This window comes from Stenotrophomonas sp. YAU14D1_LEIMI4_1 (assembly GCF_003086815.1).
Taxonomy (GTDB): domain Bacteria; phylum Pseudomonadota; class Gammaproteobacteria; order Xanthomonadales; family Xanthomonadaceae; genus Stenotrophomonas.
The window spans coordinates 3395616-3414260 of record NZ_CP025997.1 but is presented as its reverse complement, the minus strand read 5'-3'; the positions used below and the strand labels follow the sequence as shown (position 1 = coordinate 3414260).

Annotated in this window: 13 protein-coding genes; 12 read left to right on the top strand and 1 reads right to left on the bottom strand. The window is 66.3% G+C overall.

What is annotated here, in order from left to right:
• Nucleotides 1-2 precede the first annotated feature (2 nt).
• Nucleotides 3-2114 (top strand): ATP-dependent DNA helicase RecG, encoded by a 2112-nt coding sequence (gene recG / locus C1932_RS15765; RefSeq protein ID WP_108762801.1) that lies wholly within the window; start codon nucleotides 3-5, stop codon nucleotides 2112-2114.
• Between the two features lie 150 nt (nucleotides 2115-2264).
• Here recG and C1932_RS15760 read toward each other — a convergent pair whose 3' ends face one another.
• Nucleotides 2265-2672 carry a hypothetical protein gene (locus C1932_RS15760; protein ID WP_108762800.1) on the bottom strand — a complete coding sequence of 136 codons (408 nt, stop codon included), beginning with the start codon at nucleotides 2670-2672 and terminating at the stop codon, nucleotides 2265-2267.
• 684 nt (nucleotides 2673-3356) lie between these two features.
• On the opposite strand from C1932_RS15760, the gene C1932_RS15755 reads away from it, so the two are divergent.
• The 11 genes from C1932_RS15755 (at nucleotide 3357) to C1932_RS15705 (ending at nucleotide 18622) form a co-directional block, all read left to right on the top strand.
• Nucleotides 3357-4295 carry a nucleoside hydrolase gene (locus tag C1932_RS15755; RefSeq protein ID WP_108762799.1) on the top strand — a complete coding sequence of 313 codons (939 nt, stop codon included), beginning with the start codon at nucleotides 3357-3359 and terminating at the stop codon, nucleotides 4293-4295.
• Nucleotides 4296-4383: 88 nt separating this feature from the next.
• Complete coding sequence (locus C1932_RS15750) at nucleotides 4384-4626, top strand: type B 50S ribosomal protein L31 (RefSeq protein WP_079223041.1); 243 nt, start codon at nucleotides 4384-4386, stop codon at nucleotides 4624-4626.
• Nucleotides 4627-4922: 296 nt separating this feature from the next.
• Nucleotides 4923-6200, top strand: a complete 1278-nt coding sequence (locus C1932_RS15745; protein ID WP_108754031.1) for a citrate synthase — start codon at nucleotides 4923-4925, stop codon at nucleotides 6198-6200.
• Nucleotides 6201-6377: 177 nt separating this feature from the next.
• A complete protein-coding gene (locus C1932_RS15740; protein WP_108762798.1) occupies nucleotides 6378-6743 on the top strand; it encodes a NirD/YgiW/YdeI family stress tolerance protein in 366 nt (121 codons plus the stop codon).
• A 161-nt stretch (nucleotides 6744-6904) separates the two neighbouring features.
• Nucleotides 6905-7969, top strand: a complete 1065-nt coding sequence (locus C1932_RS15735; RefSeq protein WP_108762797.1) for a hypothetical protein — start codon at nucleotides 6905-6907, stop codon at nucleotides 7967-7969.
• 424 nt (nucleotides 7970-8393) lie between these two features.
• Entirely contained in the window at nucleotides 8394-8897 is a 504-nt protein-coding gene (locus C1932_RS15730; RefSeq protein ID WP_108762796.1) for a CS1 type fimbrial major subunit, read from the top strand.
• A gap of 51 nt (nucleotides 8898-8948) precedes the next feature.
• Nucleotides 8949-11678: a TcfC E-set like domain-containing protein gene (locus tag C1932_RS15725; RefSeq protein WP_108762795.1), complete on the top strand. Its 2730-nt coding sequence runs from the start codon at nucleotides 8949-8951 to the stop codon at nucleotides 11676-11678.
• Entirely contained in the window at nucleotides 11675-12808 is a 1134-nt protein-coding gene (locus tag C1932_RS15720) for a CfaE/CblD family pilus tip adhesin (protein ID WP_234412171.1), read from the top strand. The genes C1932_RS15725 and C1932_RS15720 overlap by 4 nt, the downstream gene beginning before the upstream one ends.
• A gap of 14 nt (nucleotides 12809-12822) precedes the next feature.
• Nucleotides 12823-13527, top strand: coding sequence for a pilus assembly protein (locus C1932_RS15715; protein ID WP_108762794.1), 705 nt, complete (start codon nucleotides 12823-12825; stop codon nucleotides 13525-13527).
• A 58-nt stretch (nucleotides 13528-13585) separates the two neighbouring features.
• Nucleotides 13586-17815, top strand: a complete 4230-nt coding sequence (locus C1932_RS15710; protein WP_234412169.1) for a YadA-like family protein — start codon at nucleotides 13586-13588, stop codon at nucleotides 17813-17815.
• Between the two features lie 3 nt (nucleotides 17816-17818).
• Entirely contained in the window at nucleotides 17819-18622 is an 804-nt protein-coding gene (locus C1932_RS15705) for a hypothetical protein (protein ID WP_108762793.1), read from the top strand.
• The last annotated feature ends 23 nt before the right edge of the window (nucleotides 18623-18645 follow it).

Below are 18645 nucleotides of genomic sequence, written 5' to 3'. Positions count from 1 at the left end.
ACGTGGCACGCAAGGCGGCGGTCACCCCGGTACTGTCACCGTCCGGCGAAGCATCCCTGGCGATGCTGGCCGGCGTGGGTCCGGCCGTGGCCGCCAAACTGCAGGCGCGTGGTCTGGCCACCCTGCAGGATCTGTGGCTGCACCTGCCACTGCGCTATGAAGACCGTACCCGCCTGACCCTGATTGAAGACCTGCGCAACGGCGTGCCGGCGCAGGTGGACGTGCGCGTGGTAGCGGTCGAACGCGGCATGCGCCACCGGCCCATGCTGAAGGTGGCGGTGGAAGACGAAGGCCGCGGCACCCTGGTGCTGCGCTTCTTCCACTTCCGCCAGCAGCAGGTGGGCCAGTTCGCGGTGGGCAACCGGCTGCGCTGCTTCGGCACGCCAAAACCGGGCCACCTGGGCCTGGAAATCGTCCACCCCAGCTACCAGGTGCTGGGCCGCCATGACGATCCGGATCTGGGCGATCGCCTGGACCCGGTCTACCCCACCGTGGAAGGCGTGGGGCCGATGACGACGCGCAAGCTGATCGGCCAGGCGCTGGACCGCCTTCCCGAAGAAGACACGCTGGAGCTGCTGCCCACTGGCTGGCTCGATGGCCTGGGCCTGCCGTCGTTGCGCAGCGCGCTGCTGACCGTGCACCGGCCGCCGCCGGATGCCGATCTGGCCGCCCTGGCCGCTGGCACCCACCCGGCGCAGCGCCGGCTGGCGATGGAAGAACTGCTGGCCCACCACCTCAGCCTGCGTCGCCAGCGCATTGCCCTGCAGGCGCACCACGCGCCGCCGCTGGCAGGCCCGGGCAAGCTGGCCAAGGCCCTGCTGAAGCAGCTGCCGTTCGCCCTCACCGGCGCGCAGGCACGGGTGTTCAAGCAGATCCGCGAAGACCTGGCGCGGCCCAGCCCGATGCTGCGGCTGGTGCAGGGCGATGTGGGTTCGGGCAAGACCGTGGTGGCGGCGCTGGCCGCCATGCTGGCGGTGGAGCAGGGCAAGCAGGTCGCGCTGGCCGCGCCCACCGAGCTGCTGGCCGAACAGCACCTCAACAATCTGCGCGGCTGGCTGGAACCGCTGGGCGTGCGCATTGCCTGGCTGGCCGGCAAGGTGACCGGCAAGGCGCGCGCCAAGGTGATCGAGCAGGTGGCCAACGGCGAGGCGCAGGTGGTAGTCGGCACCCACGCTTTGATGCAGGAGGCGGTGGTGTTCCAGGATCTGGCATTGGCCATCGTGGACGAACAGCACCGCTTCGGCGTGCACCAGCGCCTGGCCCTGCGTGACAAGGGGGCCGGCGCGCACAGCGTGCCGCACCAGCTGGTGATGACCGCCACGCCGATTCCGCGCACGCTGGCCATGTCCGAATATGCCGATCTGGATGTGTCGGCCATCGACGAACTGCCGCCCGGCCGCACCCCGGTGCAGACCGTGGCGCTGAACAACGACCGCCGCCCGGAACTGATCGAGCGCATCGCCCTGGCCTGCCAGGAAGGGCGCCAGGTGTACTGGGTCTGCACGCTCATCGAGGAAAGCGAAGAGCTGGATGCCACGCCCGCGCAGGCCACCTACGAGTCGCTGCAGGCGCTGCTGCCGGGCGTGCGCGTGGGGCTGGTGCATGGCCGGCTGAAGGCCGCGGAAAAGCTGGCGACGATGGTCGCGTTCAAGGCCGGCGAGATCGACCTGCTGGTGGCGACCACCGTCATTGAAGTGGGCGTGGACGTGCCCAACGCTTCGCTGATGGTGATCGAGAATGCCGAGCGTCTTGGTCTGGCCCAGCTGCACCAGCTGCGCGGGCGGGTCGGGCGTGGCTCGGCCGTGTCGCGCTGCGTGCTGCTGTACCAGGCGCCGCTTTCGCAGATGGCGCGCGAGCGCCTGCAGACCATGCGCGAAACCAACGATGGCTTTGTCATTGCCGAAAAGGACCTGGAACTGCGCGGCCCTGGCGAACTGCTGGGCACCCGGCAGACCGGCCTGGCCGGTTTCCGCATTGCCGACCTGGCCCGCGACGCCGGCCTGCTGCCGGGCGTGCACGACCTGGCCGAACGCCTGCTGGCCCAGCAGCCCGCGCTGGCCGACCGCGTGGTGCAGCGCTGGATCGGCACCGCCGTTCGCTACGCCTCGGCGTAAGCCCCGGGGTCAGATCCCTTTGCGCAGCAAAGGGCTCTGACCCCCAACGCTCGCGATGCCCATCCACACACGGCGTGGATCTATCAAATAGCGCCGGGCCATGCCCGGCGGCGGTTCCCGCGGCGCGCGTCAGTCGAGCATGGCTCGACGCTATAACGGCGTATGTGTGCCCATGTACTCGCACAGGCTGCGGCAGGCCAGCAGCAGGCCTTCGCGCACATCGTCACCCACCTGCTGGTCCGGCTCGCCGTCCACACGCACGCGCTCTGCGGCATGCAGCACTTCCAGCAGAACACCCATGCCGGCCGTAGCGCGGTCCAACCGTCCCAGCGCCGCACGCTGGCTGGCAGAACGGCCCCGGCCCCGCACGGGCTGGCCATCGGCGCCGTCCCCCTGGCGAATGTGGCGCAGGCACGCGAGAAGGGTAGGGCCATCGCTGGTGTTGGCCGATTGCGTGGCGGCCAAGGTGGATTCCAGCGTACGCGCCAGATCATCCGGCAACCGACCCGCCGCGTCACCCAGCGTGGCGACAAGAAACGGGTAGTGGGTAGTGCTCATCGTGGTGTCCTCAATGGATGACCACCGACGCGGCAGCGCAGGTGGCAGGCGGTGCGTGGCTCCAATACCGGTGATCTGAAGAAAGCCGGTGGGCATGACGCCCTCCACGCACCGCCCGCCGTAGCGCACAGACGGATTGCCTGCCGACGTCGTCCGGACCAGAACGAACGACGCCGACAGGCAAGCGTAAACAACCCTCAGATCAATCGGGATTGGAGTCCCGTGCCATCCGTTGTCGATGGCGCCCCATGTTCTCCACGAAGACCTTGCCGCCTCAATGAGGAAAGTTGGAAACCTCGAATTCCGTGCAAGCGCACGACGCCCATTCCAACGAAGGCATTTGCGACACATCGAATGGCTCCAAACCGGGGTCGGAGCCCGTTGCAACGCAACGGGATCCGACCCCACTGCCGTTCCGGCAGATCGCAGGAAACCGTCGAAGGCGGGGTGGGTCCGGTTGCGGGGGCGTGAGCGCCATGGATGGCGCGACCGCGCCTCCATGGACGGATTCACGGCGTCCCCCGTAACCGGACCCACCCCGCCATCCCACGGAATGTCCGCTGTTGCCGTTGCCGTTGCCCGTAGCAGGTGCAGGGCGCAGCCCTGCCAGACACCCCCCATCCCCGTACTTGCAACGGTCATCAACCCGGTCCACACTTCGTTGCCGATCTGAAGACGGCAACGATGACCCACAAGATCCCGCTGTTGATCGACACCGACCCCGGTGTGGACGACGCTCTGGCCCTGCTGATGGCCTTCGCCGACGAACGGCATGACGTGGTCGCCCTGACCATCGCCGCCGGCAATGTCGGCCTCGACTACACCGTCCGCAACGCCCTCAAGCTCTGCGACATCGTCGGCCGCACCGATGTGCCGGTGTTCGCCGGCAGCCCCGATCCGCTGATCCACCCCTCGATGGACGCTGCCCACGTGCACGGCCGTGATGGCTATGGCGACGTGGACCTGCCGCCGCCCAGCCGCCAGGCCGAAACCGAGCACGCCGCGCTGGCCATCCTGCGCCTGTCGCACCAGTACGCCGGCGAGCTGATGCTGGTCATGCTGGGCCCGCTGACCAATCTGGCCTTGGCGCTGAAGCTCGACCCGACCCTGCCCCAGCGCATCAAGCGCATCGTGGTGATGGGCGGGGCGGTCACCTGCCACGGCAACATCACCCCGGCAGCCGAATTCAACATCGCCTTCGACCCGGAAGCGGCGCACGTGGTGTTCACCTCGTTCAAGCATCTGCTGGTGTCGGATTGGGAAGCCACCGTTGCCCACGGCCTGCCGCTGGAACAGGCGGAACAGTGGCTGCAGGCCGATTCCGACCGCGCGCGCTTCTACGAACTGATCTCGCGCAAGACCCGCGCCCTGTCCGAAGACGCCAAGGGCGGCCGCTGGTACACCGCCGATGCGGTGGCCATGGCCTGGGCGCTGAACCCGGAAGGGCAGCTGCAGGTGGAATCGCGTCCGCTGAACGTGGAACTGAACGGTACGTTCAGCCGCGGCGCCACCATCGTCGACTGGAACCGCCAGACCGGCCAGCCGGACAACTGCGATCTGCTGATGGCCTACGACCAGGCCCGTTTCGAGGCCCTGGTACGCCAGGCCCTGGGCGCGGTCTAAGGCCAATGCCGACGCACCGGTTGCCCCGCGCGGCAACCGGTGCTTATAATGCCGCTCTTGACCACCAGCCCATTTACGGTGTGAGCCCATGAAGGCCGATATCCATCCGAACTACCGCGACGTCGTCTTCGAAGACGTCACCTCCGATTTCAAGATCCTGACCCGCTCGACCATGGCGACCAAGGAAACCACCACCTGGACCGACGGTAACGAGTACCCGCTGGTCAAGGTCGAAATTTCCTCGGCTTCGCACCCGTTCTACACGGGCAAGCACAAGGTCATCGACACCTCGGGCCGTATCGACAAGTTCCAGAAGCGCTACGCGCGCTGATACGTCGTTACTGCTTGGAACCGACGGCCGCGCATTGCGCGGCCGTTTGTTTTTGTCCGGCGCCTGCCCAACGGGCGTTTGGATGGACGGAACAGTGCGTTCAGCCCCTGGCCGCTTTGCCCATCCGGGCCGCTTGTCGGCAGGCCTGCGGCTGCCTGTCGTCTACGACTTCTGTCTAGCACCCGGCAAATGCTGCTGTGCGATAATGGCGTGATCCCCGGCACAGGCCGAGGACGTCATTCACGTGCCTGACCAATGCGCTTGGGCAGGCGCCTTCCCATGAAGGAGCGCACACAGTGTCCGATCTTGATCAGGTCACGCTCAACGCCGGCGACAAGTCGGTCGTTCTGCCCGTCATCAAACCCACTCTTGGCAACGACTGCGTCGACATCGCGAAGCTGACCAAGGAAACGGGGTTCTTCACCTACGATTCCGGCTTCACCGCCACCGCCAGCTGCAAGTCGGCCATCACTTACATCGATGGCGACAAGGGCGTGCTGCTGTACCGCGGCTACCCGATCGAACAGCTGTCGGAAAAGTCGAGCTACGTCGAAGTGGCCTACCTGCTGATCAACGGCGAGCGTCCCAGCGCCGAGCAGCTGAAGGCCTTCACCGATGAGCTGACCGCCGAAGCCAACGTCGACGATTCGGTCAACGCGCTGATCGCCAGCTTCGCCAAGGATGCCCACCCGATGGCCATCCTGGCAGCAGCCATCGCGCAGCTGTCGGCCATCTACCACGACTCGCTGGACCTGTCCGACGCCGAACAGCGCCGCCAGGCCGCCGTGCGCCTGATCGCCAAGGTGCCGACCCTGTCGGCGCTGATCTACCGCCACGGCAAGGGCCTGCCGGCCAACAAGCCGGACACCTCGCTGGATTACGTCAGCCGCTTCCTGAAGCAGACCTTCGAGTCGGCCGATGGCCAGTACGATCTGAACCCGGACGTGGTGAAGGCGCTGGACCTGCTGTTCATCCTGCACGCCGACCACGAGCAGAACGCCTCGACCTCGACCGTGCGCCTGGTGGGTTCGACCGGTGCCAACCCGTACGCGTCGGTCGCCGCTGGCGTGACCGCGCTGTGGGGTCCGGCCCACGGCGGCGCCAACGAAGCCGTGCTGAAGATGCTGGAAGAGATCGGTTCGGCCGACAACGTCGAATCGGCCGTGGTGAAGGCCAAGGACAAGACCTCCGGCTTCCGCCTGATGGGCTTCGGCCACCGCGTGTACAAGAACTTCGACCCGCGCGCCAAGGTCATCGGTGAAATGACCAGCAAGGTGCTCAAGCAGCTGGGCGTGCAGGATCCGCTGCTGGACGTGGCCGTGAAGCTGGAACAGGCCGCGCTGCAGGACGAGTACTTCGTGGCCCGCAAGCTGTACCCGAACGTCGATTTCTACAGCGGCATCATCTACAAGGCGCTGCAGATCCCGACCGAAATGTTCACCGTCATGTTCGCCCTGGGCCGTACCTCCGGCTGGGTGGCGCATTGGCTGGAACAGCAGGTTGACCCGGAAATGAAGATCGGCCGTCCGCGCCAGGTCTACACCGGCAGCGACGTGCGCGACTACCAGGGCTGATCGCCCCGGCAGGTTGCCGTAAAGACGCCCCGCCTTTGAGCGGGGCGTTTTTTGTTGATCCCGATGAACGGGGCTTGAGCGGCGCGCTTACGGCGCGCGCTTTCGTAGTAATTGCATGGGCGTCACGGCAGCCGGGGTAAACAATGGCGGCACCTTCCCGCTTACCCGGAGCCTGCCATGCATCGTCTATTGGCCATCGCCCTTATTGCTACCCCCCTGGCGATCGTCAGCAGCACTGCCCATGCCCAATACACCGGCCCTGGCGCCACCCGCGCCGTCACGACCGTGGCCGAGGCGCGTACCCAGCACGACGACCAGCCCGTTGTCCTGCAGGGCACTCTGGTGGCCAAGATTGGCCATGAGCGTTATCGCTTCAAGGACGCCACGGGTGAAATCGATGTCGAGATTGATGACAAGGACCTTCCCAGTCACCAGGCCGTGAGCGCCACGACCGTGGTGGAACTGCATGGCGAGGTCGATACGCATCGGTTCAAGCCGACCGATATCGATGTGGACCACGTTCGCGTTCTCACCGGGCGGTGATTACAGGGGCGTCTGCCTGACAAGGCGGCGGGAGGATGAACGCGCGCCCGCCGCCGGATGCCAACGCCGCGTGACAGGAGAGTCTCACCCGCTTCACGACGGCTCGCGCAGGCTGAGGACGCCAGCTGCACCCGCAGCACTTGATACGGAGCGTCCGCCCCATGAATACCCGTTTCGACCCGCCCGACCGCGGCCACCCCGGTCCTGATGTAGCCACCGTTGTCACGGCACCCCTTGTCGCGCCGCCCAGCGAGAGTGCAGTGTCTTGGGGGGCGATCTTCGCCGGTGCCGCTGCGGCCGCCGCGCTCTCGCTCATCCTGCTGATCCTCGGTGTCGGCCTGGGCCTGTCCTCGGTGTCGCCGTGGTCGTTTGAAGGCGTCAGCAAGGAAACCTTTGGCTGGTCCAGTATTGTCTGGCTCACCTTCACCGCGCTCGCAGCTTCCGGCCTGGGCGGCTACCTGGCCGGGCGCCTTCGCACAAAGTGGACGCAGATTCATGGCGATGAGACCTATTTCCGCGATACCGCGCATGGCTTCGTGTCATGGGCGGTGGCCACGCTGCTTACCGCGGGCCTGCTGACGTCTGCCATAGGCGGCGTGCTTGGCACGGGCGCCAAGGTGGCCGGCGCCACCGCAGGTGCCGCTGCATCCACGGCGGGTGTTGCCGCCGCGGGTGCCGGTAGCGCTGCTGCGGCCGCTCCGGAAGGCGACCTCAACTACTGGGTGGATTCACTGTTTCGCAGCGCCACCAACGCCGGTGCCGCCGATCCCTCGGCGCCGCCACCGCCGGGTGCGCCTGCGGATCCGAACGCTGCTCCGCCGCAGGCACCGAATGCGGGCCCGCGCGAGGCCGGCATGGCGCCGCCGCGCCCCCTGCCGGGCCGTGGCCCGATGGGCGACCGCCGCGAAGTGCGTGCCGAGGTGAACCGCATCATCGTCAACAGCCTGCAGGGCGACGGCCTCGACCCGGCCGATACCCAGTACCTGTCGCAGCTCATTGCGCGTGAAACCGGCATGAGCCCGGCCGAAGCGCAGGCCCGTGTCACCGATGTGCAGACGCGCATGCGCGCCGCGCTGGAAAAGGCAAAAAACACCGCCAAGCAGGCGGCCGACGATGCTCGCAAGGCAACGGCCTATGCTGCGCTTTGGCTGTTCATCACCCTGCTGATCGGCGCGTTCTTCGCAAGTCTCAGTGCCACCTGGGGTGGCCGTCGCCGCGATCTCTGACCTGGATATTGTGCAAGGAGAACTACCATGAAAATGATTCTGCTCTGGATGTTGGGCGTGCCGATTCCGCTGTTGATCCTGTACGCGATCTTCTTCTGACAGCGCACGTTGATACCCTTCCAAACGCCCCGCAACCGCGGGGCGTTTCCTTGCGCGTTACTCGCGCTTTGCCTCGCCGCTGCGCCATTGCAATGAGGATTCTTGCAAACACGGCCTGAGGAAACTTGCATAACTCTCGAACATTGAGCTAATTCAAAAATTCCACTTAACGTTCAACGTTTTAGGAATGCTTGAATAGCCGCCGGGCGTAGGGATTCCTACCATTCTCTCCGTCGCCCACCCCCACCCGGCGGGCGGCGCTCCCCTCCCTTATCTCCGTTCGGGAGGGGAGCTGTCCCTATTCCATTGTCCGAGAGAGACATCCATGCATATCCTCCAGAAAGCCGCGCTCGGTGCAGCGCTGGCCACCGCTTCGCTGTCCGCGCATGCGGCGGAAACCCACATCACGGTGTGGGCCGACGTCGACCCGACCCTGGCCCTGCTGCAGGCCGACGGCAGCGTGCTGCCCGATTCGGTGGCGCTTACCCACAACCCCACCAGCGGTCTGGTGCCGTGGGAGCGCATGGTGCGTATCTACTCCAACGATGAAGATGCCGATGTCGAAGTACGCCTGCTGAGCGCGCCTTCGCTGGTCCACCAGGATGGCACCGGTGCAGCCGTGCCCATGCAGGTTCTGCTCAATCGCCGCGTGCTGGGTACCGTGGCCGAGGATTTCCTGGCAGGTGATCTGTTCGATGGGGCAATGCCCGGTGCCTCGGTGGCGATGCCGCTCACCATCAAGCAGACCACGCAGACGCCGATTACTGCCAAGGGCCGCTACACCGGCCTGGTCAGCATTGCGATGGTTCAGAAGGCCGGCGCTCCGTAAGTTCCCCCGTGCCGGCCCGTGCGCGGGCCGGCCGCTTCTGGTTTTTCCCCCATGATCATCTCTGCACCCGCCCTCACCCGGCTGGCGGTGGCGCTCGCCCTGTCGTTGGCCAGCCCGCTGGCCAGCGCACGGGGCGTCCCCGCCGGTTTCGAAGATCTGGTTGAAGGCCAGGTCGAACAGCTGGACATCCGCCTGTTCGGTCGCTCGGCCGGTCTTTCGCCGGTACGTGTGACGCTGGAGCACGTGCAGCTGGAAGACCCTGCAGCCGTGCTGCAGGCATTGGATCTGTCACCGGACGCGCAGTCGGCACTGTTGCCGGCGCTGTCGCAGCCGATGCCACGCAACAGCCATCTGGCCTGCCGCTACGGTGGTGCCGCCGCAGGCTGCGGCTACCTCGATCCGCCCGAGGATCCTGCCGCCGTGCAAGCGCTGTACGACGAAGGCGAAGGTGCGGTGCGCCTGTTCGTGGCCCGTCAATGGCTGCCCGGTGAACCCATCGTCAAGCGTTTCCACGAAGTCAGCGCCAACGCCGAAAATGCGTTCCTGCACCGGCAGATGATCAATGCCAGCGGCAGCCGTAACGCGCTGACCGTCAGCGCGCAGGGCGGCGGCGTGCTGGGTCTGTTCGAGCGCGGCCATGCCGCCGTCGACTGGACATTCAACCACCAGCGCCATCGTGGCAGCCGCACGCGCGACCAGTTCCAGTTCGACAATGCGTATTACCGGCACGACCTCGGCCAGCAGCATTACCTGCAGGCCGGGCGCATGGACCGCCGCAACCTGTCCAGCCCGCAGGGCGGCACCTTCAGCTTCAGCATGCTGCCGCTGGATCGCTTCCAGGGCGTGCGCGCTGGCACCACCCAGGCTTACGTGGACAGCGCCGGTGCGGTGCAGGCCTCGCCGCTGACCGTGCTGCTGGCGCGCGATGCGCGGGTGGATGCGTTCGACGGCCAACGCCTGCTGCAGACCTACTACCTGCAGGGCGGCGTCAACCAGCTGGACACGCGCAGCTTCCCGTTCGGCAACTATCTGGTCACCCTGCGCATCTATGAAGACGGCGTGCTGGTGCGCAGCGAGGACGCGCCGTTCGACAAGGGCGGCGACTGGACCAATACGCGCTGGCAATGGTTCGTACAGGGTGGCCAGCGCGACGAGCGCTACCGCGACCGCTTCCAGGGCGAGGGCATGGCGATGGCCGGTGCGCGGGTGCCGCTGGGCCGCGATGCCGCGCTGACCGGCGGCATTGCCAGCCTGGGCGGCGTGACCTATGGCGAACTGCGCGTGGACCTGCGCCACATGTTCACCCAGCAGGATGTGCGTGCCTCCTTCAGCGGCATGCGCGGGAGCGATGGCAGTCACGGCCAGCAGCATCAGCTGTCCTACCGGCGCCGGGCGGCCTGGAACCTGTACCAGCAACGCATGCGCGGCAACGCCTGCCGATTCCTGGATGACGCCCGTGACCGCCTGGGCTGCGCCGATTCCCTCAGCGCCTCGGTGTCGCTGCCTTTGGCTCGCGGCAGCGCCTACGTGGCCTACACGCGCCGGCAGACCTGGCGCAGCGGCCGCGGCCTGCCGGGGGCGCAGGACGATCCGCTGGGGGCGCTTGAACCGCTGTTGCCGCCGCTGTTGCCCGAGCCGCGGCGACAGCCCCGGCTCAGCCGTACCTGGCAGGCCAGCTACAGCCGCACCCAGCGTTGGGGCGAATTCACGGCATCGACGCGCGTGGGCGCGTGGATGCAACGCAGTGATGAACTGTTGGCCGGTGGCCGCCAGCACGATCGCGGCGTCTACCTCAACGTCAGCCTGAGCCGCCTGCAGCGTGGCCTGCAGGGCACGGCGCAGCGCCGCTACGCGGTGGACGCGCGGCAGCCGCAGCATGCGCGCCCGGAGCTGACCTACAGCGTGGCGCAGAGCGTGCGGCAGGAAGCAGACAGCCACTACCGCGAGGCAACCGCCGAACTGCGCGGCAGCAATGCCGATGCCTACAGCGCCTCGCTCAGTGGCCAAGTGCAGAATTCCATGGGCCAGACCAGTGCCGCACTGGCGCGCTATCACCAGTCGGGGCGCGATGAGTTGTCCTACAGCGCCACCCATAGTTCCGGGTTCGCCTTGGGCCGTCGCGGTTTCTACTGGGGCGGTGGCCCGGGGGCCGAGGCCGGCGTAGCAGTGCAGGTGCAGGACACCGACGACCACGAACTGCGTGGCGTCGCCGCCGAAGTACACCTGGGCGGCCTGCACCGGCAGCGCCTGCAGCTGGGCGAGCGCCGCCTGCTGCCAATGCCGGCCTACCAATCGCACCGCGCCGAAGTACAGGACGCCAGCACGCTGGACAGCAGCGCGTCGGTGCGCGTGAGCGGTGCAGGTGGCGTGCGGCCGCTGTACCTGCCGCCGGGCCGCCTGCTGCGCATGCCGGTACCGATCGAGGTGACCTACACCTTCATCGGCAACGCGCGCGACCTGGCCGGTGCGCCACTGGGTGGCGCCCGCATCCTCAACGCGCCCGTGCCGGGCACCGGTCGCAACGGCGGTTTCGTGGCCGAGTTCCCGCGCCGCGAACGCACGCTCTACCTGCTGCAGGACGAGCACCTGCTGCAGTGCCCATTGCAGGTGCGCGAGCGCCGCCACGTGGTGCTGCTGGTCGGTGCAGTGCAGTGCGAACCATTGACGGTGGCACAGCTGCCGGTCGACATCCGCCAGCAGGCGCGGGTGACCCGCCTGCTGCAGGAACAGGCATTGATTGCTGGCACCACCCACACCCCTGCGGCAGGAGGTACCCCGTGAACTACCGTGATCTGTGGAAGTGGATGCTGGCCGGCGCGCTGGCGGCAGTGCTGCCGAAAGCCGGGGCGCAGCAGCCCCCGGAAACGCATCCGGCCAGCGCGCACCAGGACATCGTGATGAGCTGGGACCGCTCGGCCATCCCGGCGGAGATCGTGCTGTGGGCGCCGAAGACAGTGCTGGCCTATTCGGCGGCCGACCCCAATGCCTACGGGACGGCGCATCTGGTGTGCAGGTCGGAGACGGATGCTTCGGAGGGGCGGTGCCCGGCTTCGGGAATTGATAGTCCCCTGAGCGGTGCCAGAGAAATCGGGGCTACTGCTATTGAAAGCCGCAGTGGAACGACCGTCGAGTTTCAGTTGGTCGGGAGCTTGTCGCGCATCTACTCAGGTCCCGCATGCTACTCGACCTTTTGGGAGCCGTTTCAACGAGCGATGTGGTCTGCGCACTTGCTCAAGTGCCTGCCGCACCAAGCAGCAGGCCTCGGCGTTCAGTTGCAAATTTCACGTGCGGAACTCGAGCGTCTGGTCGCCGGCCGCTGGACCGCGCGGCTGACGCTGGAGATGCCTGCGCATGAGGGCGGTCCCAGCCTCGCCACCTACACCTTCAACCTCGACTTCACCATCACCGACCACGACGCGGTCGCGATCCATTTTCCGCTGTTCAACCATGTCACGCCGCATGTGGGTCTGAACCTGCGCTACGACCCCATCGCCAAAGTGATCGGGGGCCGCAACGAACTGGACATGTGCCTGTACGACGGGCTCGGTTCGCAATCCACCTATCTGGGCGTGACCGTGCGCGACAACAGCGGTCGTGCGCCCGGGGGAAGTGGCTACTCGGCATGGCATGTCGATGGTGGCACCGATGACAGCCAGCGGCTGGATTTTACCGTCACCCTCGACCACAACGGCACGCCGGTACCCATGCGCAACGGCGTCGAACAGCAACTGCACGGCATCGACAGCGCGCGGCTGCGCATGGTGCTGCTGCCGGGCATGAACCAGCCGGTGTTCTGCGTGCCTACCCCACTGACGTTCGAGACACCGCGCGTACCCGTTGCCGGCAAGCGTAACGGCCATTACGACGGCGCGCTGCAGATCGAGCTGCGCGTCCCCACCACCACCCCTTGAATCCCGGAGGCCCCATGAAGCCCGTCATCCGTTGCCTGTTGCCGCTGTCGCTCCTGCTGGCCTCGCAGGCGCAGGCCAACCTCACCATCCATCCCATGCGCACCTCGGTGGATGGCAAGCGCCCCACCCAGATCCGGGTGTACTCGCAGTCCACCCAGCCGCAGTACGTGCAGGTATCGCTGCGCCGCATCGTCAACCCGGCCGAGCAAACCGAGCACGAAGTGGAACTGGACCCCGAGGAGGCGGCCATTGCTGTTACCCCGGCCAAATTCGCGCTGGCCGGTGGCGGCAACCGCCTCATCCGCATCGTGCCATTGCGGCCGCCCGAAGTAGAGACCGCCTATCGCGTGTATTTCGAAGGCGTCGCCGGCCCCGACGAGGCGGCCCCGGATGCCAGCGAGGGGGCCGAGGCGCAGGTCGGTGTCAGCCTGGTGTGGGGCGCCTTGGTCAACGTGCTGCCGGTGGACGCGCACGTCGATCTGCGGGTGAAAAGCAACGCGTTGTTGAACCTGGGCACGCTGCGGGTCGGCATCACCAGCGTGGCCGACTGTGTGGGCAGCCGATGCACAGCGCACGACATTTCTCGCGCGCTCTATCCGGGCGGCGTGCTGCACCTGCCTTTCGACGCGCAGCCAGGCCATACCGTGCAACTGCGCTACCGCCTTACCCGCGATGGCCATCGCGAGCACGTGCAGACCCTGACCCCGGCCGTCATTTGAACCCCCGCTCCGCGTACCGCGCGGAGCTGCTCTTGTCCTGATTGTTAAGGAGAACGCCATGAACGACCCACGTGCACCGCGACGCAATGACACCGGCACTTGCTCGCTGCCACGTACTCCGCTGGTGATCGCGCTGCTGCTGGCATTGCCCGCGGCTTGGGCTGGCACGCCCGACGCTGGCCATGCGCATGAAGATGCAGACGTGCTGTCCTTGGCGATGCAATACCGAGCGCTGTGGACAGCGTTCGGTTCCGCTTGGGCGCCACATGCGGCCGGCCTACCTGCCTCGACCGATGCACTGCTCGCACCTGCACCGCATGGCCAGTTGACCCTGACCACCGACATGGCTTACCGGGACTCGACCGTGGACGGCAATCACCTGGTCGTCGTCGGCTCGCGATCCTCGCTGCGCGGGTCCACATCGGTCGGCTACGGCAACCTGATCGACGCCAACGGCGAGCGCAATGTCGCGGTTGGCTACAACGTCAAGGTCCGGCGCGGCTACAGCACCGCCATCGGCGGCGATGCCTACTCCGATGGCGTCGGTACGGTTGCGTTGGGTCACTCCGCTCGCGCCTACTCGGAAAACTCCATAGCCATCGGCAGCGGTTCCAGCACGGTCGACAGCAGTGCGGGCGATTCGCGCATTGCAATTGGTGGAAACGCGTATGCGGGCACCGCCGGCTACACGGGGGCGATCGCGCTCGGAGGTGAGAGTCGTGCCGAATACGACGCCATTGCAGTAGGCAAGAGCAGCCAGGCCAAGGCCAGCGGGGCGCTGGCAGCGGGACGGTCCGCACATGCAACAGGCGCAGGCAGCCTGGCCTTGGGCATGGACAGCCGCAGTACGGGAAAGCAGGCCATTGCGCTGGGGCAGGGGGCCAACGCCTCCGCATATTCGGCGTTTGCCATCGGCGCGGGTGCCAAGGCGGTGGCCGAAGGCGCGGTCGCATTCGGCTATGGCGCACAGGTCAACAGCAGCAGCGCCCGTTTTGCCGTGGCACTGGGCGAAAAATCAAGTGCATCGCACCTGGACTCGGTGGCCTTGGGCGCGCGCTCAACGACCTCGGCGACCAACCAGGTATCGGTCGGCAACAGCTCGATGAAGCGCAAGATCGTGAACGTTGCAGATGGCGCGCTGGGCACGTCCAGCAGTGACGCAGTCACCGGCAAGCAGCTGCATGCCACCAACCAGAACGTCACCGCGGCCACCAGCACTGCCAACACGGCACGGACCACCGCCAACAGTGCCAAGACCGCGGCCGACAGCGCGCTGTCGAAAGCGAACGTGCTTGGCGGCCTGTTGGGCCAGACCGGCAGCACGGGCACCGTGCGGTTGGGCGAGGCCAACGGCGGCAGTGTGCTGGATATCCGTAACAGCGCCAGCGGCAATCGACGCCTCAGTGGTGTGGCCGACGGCACGATCAGCACCACCAGTTCCGACGCGATCAGCGGCAGGCAGCTGCACGCGACCAACCAGACCCTGGCTGCCACCACCAGCACTGCCAATGCAGCAAAGTCCAGCGCCGACAGTGCATTGTCCAAGGCCAACACGCTGGCGGGCCTGCTCAGCCAGACCAGCAGCAGTGGCAGCGTGCGACTGGGCGCGGCCAACAGCGGTGGGGTGTTGGATGTGCGCAACAGCGGCAACAGCAGCCGGCGCATCACGGGCGTTGCCGACGGCGCGCTTACTGCCACCAGCATTGAGGCGGTGAACGGGCGCCAGCTGCATGCCACCAACGAAGCCGTCAACGTGCAGGATGGGCGCCTTGATGGACAGGATGGTCTGATTGCGGACAATCGCGATGGACTGGAGCGGTTGCGCGAGGCGTTCGAGGATTTCGATCCGGATCTCGACGGCGTGGTCATGTTCAGTGCCGACCGCAGCCGCGTGGACATGGACGGCGCGCTGGTCACCGGCGTGGGCGCAGGCGATATCGATTCGGCCACGAGCACCGATGCAGTAAATGGCGGGCAGCTGCACGCCACCAACCAGCGTATCGGCCGGGTGGAATCGGTGGGGCGGCTGATGGCGTTTGGCGACGAGGCGGGCAGTGTGGACGCTACCGCCGGCATCTATGGCGTCGCGATTGGCAATGGTGCTTCTGCTTCGCCGGATTCCGAAGGCGGTACAGCGGTGGGTACGTATGCATCCGCGCTTGCTCTGAACTCTGTTGCACTAGGGAGAGCCGCGTACGTAAGCAGAAACTCCGTGAGCGGCTTTGCTTTGGGCGCAGGGAGCAATGTAGACGCCCACGAGGCAGTTGCCATGGGTGTGAACTCAAAGGTACTGGAAGGAGCACATCAATCCATTGCGCTAGGTGCTGATTCAGTCGCAGTCGAGGAGAACACTCTTTCCATCGGTGGCATAGGACTCGAGCGCCGAATCGCCAATGTTGCTCGTGGCACTACCGGCCACAATGCGGTTACGGTCATTCAGCTGGATGAAGCCATCCAGATTCTGGGTGGTGGGGCAGCTGTGGATGCCGAGGGGTTTGTCGTCGCGCCAAGCTACAGGGTTCAAGGAGGGGTGCAGCATACGGTCGGCGACGCCCTGAACGTCCTCGACGGCGCGGTGGTCGCGCAAGCGGAAAAGACCGGGCGCGTAGAACAGCAACTGGATGACATGTTCCAGGCGGGTGCCGCAATGCGTGCCGACGGCATTGGTCAGCTGAACCTGGCCGGCGCTCAGGGCATGGTCCTGTCCAACCTGGCTGACGGGCGGATCGCCGCCGGCAGCCGCGACGCGGTGACTGGCAGCCAGTTGTTCGAGGCCAAGGCTGATATCGCACGCAACCGCGATGAAATTGACAGGCTGCAGGACAAGCGCGAGGGCCGGGTGGCACAGAACGCCGCTGCCTCCGTCGCTGCTGGAAATCCGATTGATTTCGGTGGCGCGACGCTGACCGGTGTCAGCGACGGCCGGATCGCCGCGGACAGCAGCGATGTGGTCACTGGCGGGCAGCTTCATGCCACCCACCAGCGCATCGGCCAGATTGAATCGGTGGGCCGGTTGATGGCGTTTGGCGACGAGGCCGGCAGTGTCGGTGCCGGCGCTGGCATCTATGGCGTGGCGCTGGGCAATGGTGCCTCTGCTTCGCCGGATTCCGAAGGCGGAACGGCGGTAGGAGCGTACTCATTTGCGCTGGGAATGAACTCGGTTGCGCTGGGGCGCGGTTCTTACGTTTCGGAAGCGTCGACGGATGGAATCGCGATAGGACTAGGCGCTCGTGTTAATGCGGTAGGTGGCTTGGCTATTGGCAAGTATTCGTTGATAGAAAATGGGGCAGATAATGCGGTGGCGTTGGGGCGATATTCTATAGCTGATGAGAGCAATACCGTGTCCATCGGCCACGCATCCCTGAAACGTCGCCTTACAAATCTCGCCCGTGGCACCGCCTCCCACAACGCCGTGACGGTCGGCCAGCTTTCGGACAGCCTGGCCGTTCTCGGCGGTGGTGCCGGCCTGGATGCGAACGGCAATGTCATTCGCCCAACCTACACTCTGCAAGGGCGCTTGCAGAACTCACTGGGCGAAGCACTCAGCGCCCTTGATGGTGCGGTGATCGAGCAGGCAGGCCGCACCGAGCGCGTGGAACAGCAACTGAACTCCGTGTTCCAGGACGGCACCACGGTGCGTGCCGATGGCCTCGGCCAGCTGAATCTGGCGGGCGCCAATGGCATGGTCCTGGGCAACGTGGCCAACGGCCTGGTCGCGGCCGGCAGCCGCGATGCAGTGAACGGTGGGCAGCTGCACGCCATGCAGCAGCAGCTCAATACCCGCATCGACGGGGTCGAGCAGCGTATCGACGGGCGGCCGGAGGTCAGCCCGCGCACCGCGTCGACGTTGGCCGACACGCCGCAGGACGCGACGGGTGGCGACCGCGGCGTGATCGCGGCGGCCCCGCCGAAGGCCGAGGCACCGGCGCCGGAGGCGCCCACCCCCCAGGTGGATACCGCTGAGCTGGAGAAAATGCTGGCCCGCGCCAACGAGTACAGCGATGGCATCTCCCGCCAGGTGGATGCGCGCCTGGACAAGATGGACAAGCGCTTCAACCGCATGGCCGCGATGAGCAGCGCGCAGAGTGCAATGGCCATGAACACCGCTGGCCTGAACACCTACAACCGACTGGGTGCGGGCGTGGGCTACAGCGATGGTGAATCGGCCATGGCGGTGGGCTACCAGCGCGTCCTCAACGAAAAGGGCTCAGCCACCTTCAGTCTCAATGGCGCCTTCACCAACAGCGGTGAACGCACCATGGGCGTGGGTCTGGGCATTGGGTGGTGAATCATGGGCACTGACAAGCAGAAGCCAGAACCCGCGCGGCGCTCACGCCTGCTGGAAGACGAAATGCGCAGCTATCGCTACGTACGCCGCTTCATCAGCTATCGGCGCTACTACACGTTGCGCGCGAAATTCCACTACTACAGGCGTTACGTCAATTCGGTCACGCTGATGATGGCTTTCCTCGCAATGTGTGCAGTGGCGACCCTGTGGGTAGGCTGGCGCGCAATGAACCCCACGGTGCCCCGCATCCACCCGCAGGCAGCGCAGGTGCGCATGGAGATGCTGTCCTACGAGGCGCATCGCCGGATGGGTGCCGTGCGCCATGCCGATGGCCACGGGCTGACGCCGTTCACCACCCACGCGCGCATCGTAGCCGGTGCGCAGCGGGCCATGCAGGCGCGGCAGGCGCTGCAAGTGCCGGTGTCACTGCAACTGCAGTCGGACATGCTGTCCGACATTGCCGACTACATCGGCATGGCCGGCGTGTGCGCACCGTACCCCTGCGAGAAGGTGAGCGAGTACATCCACACCCTGCACGAGGCAAGCGAACGCAGCAAGCAGGTGTACCAGGCACTGCAGCCGGTACTGGAGGTGCCGGAAGACGTGGTGCCGGCGCTGGAGGGCGAACGCCGGCGCCTGGCTGACGGCTGGGCCGACGACTTCGGCGATGTGCACGCACACCTGTGGATACTGCATGACCTGCGGCGCATGCACGCCAACATGATGCACCAGTCCAGCTATCGCGAGCCGTGGCCGCTGATGGGGCGGGTAATGTTCCGCGACCAGCAGCCGCCCAGCCAGTGGTAGGTGGTGCAGGGCAGCGCAGGTTG

Coding starts and splice junctions, on each gene's coding strand:
- C1932_RS15760 (WP_108762800.1), bottom strand. CDS start 2,672: ATGAGCACTACCCACTACCCGTTTCTTGTCGCCACGCTGGGTGACGCG.
- C1932_RS15755 (WP_108762799.1), top strand. CDS start 3,357: ATGACCCACAAGATCCCGCTGTTGATCGACACCGACCCCGGTGTGGAC.
- C1932_RS15750 (WP_079223041.1), top strand. CDS start 4,384: ATGAAGGCCGATATCCATCCGAACTACCGCGACGTCGTCTTCGAAGAC.
- C1932_RS15740 (WP_108762798.1), top strand. CDS start 6,378: ATGCATCGTCTATTGGCCATCGCCCTTATTGCTACCCCCCTGGCGATC.
- C1932_RS15735 (WP_108762797.1), top strand. CDS start 6,905: ATGAATACCCGTTTCGACCCGCCCGACCGCGGCCACCCCGGTCCTGAT.
- C1932_RS15730 (WP_108762796.1), top strand. CDS start 8,394: ATGCATATCCTCCAGAAAGCCGCGCTCGGTGCAGCGCTGGCCACCGCT.
- C1932_RS15725 (WP_108762795.1), top strand. CDS start 8,949: ATGATCATCTCTGCACCCGCCCTCACCCGGCTGGCGGTGGCGCTCGCC.
- C1932_RS15715 (WP_108762794.1), top strand. CDS start 12,823: ATGAAGCCCGTCATCCGTTGCCTGTTGCCGCTGTCGCTCCTGCTGGCC.
- C1932_RS15710 (WP_234412169.1), top strand. CDS start 13,586: ATGAACGACCCACGTGCACCGCGACGCAATGACACCGGCACTTGCTCG.
- C1932_RS15705 (WP_108762793.1), top strand. CDS start 17,819: ATGGGCACTGACAAGCAGAAGCCAGAACCCGCGCGGCGCTCACGCCTG.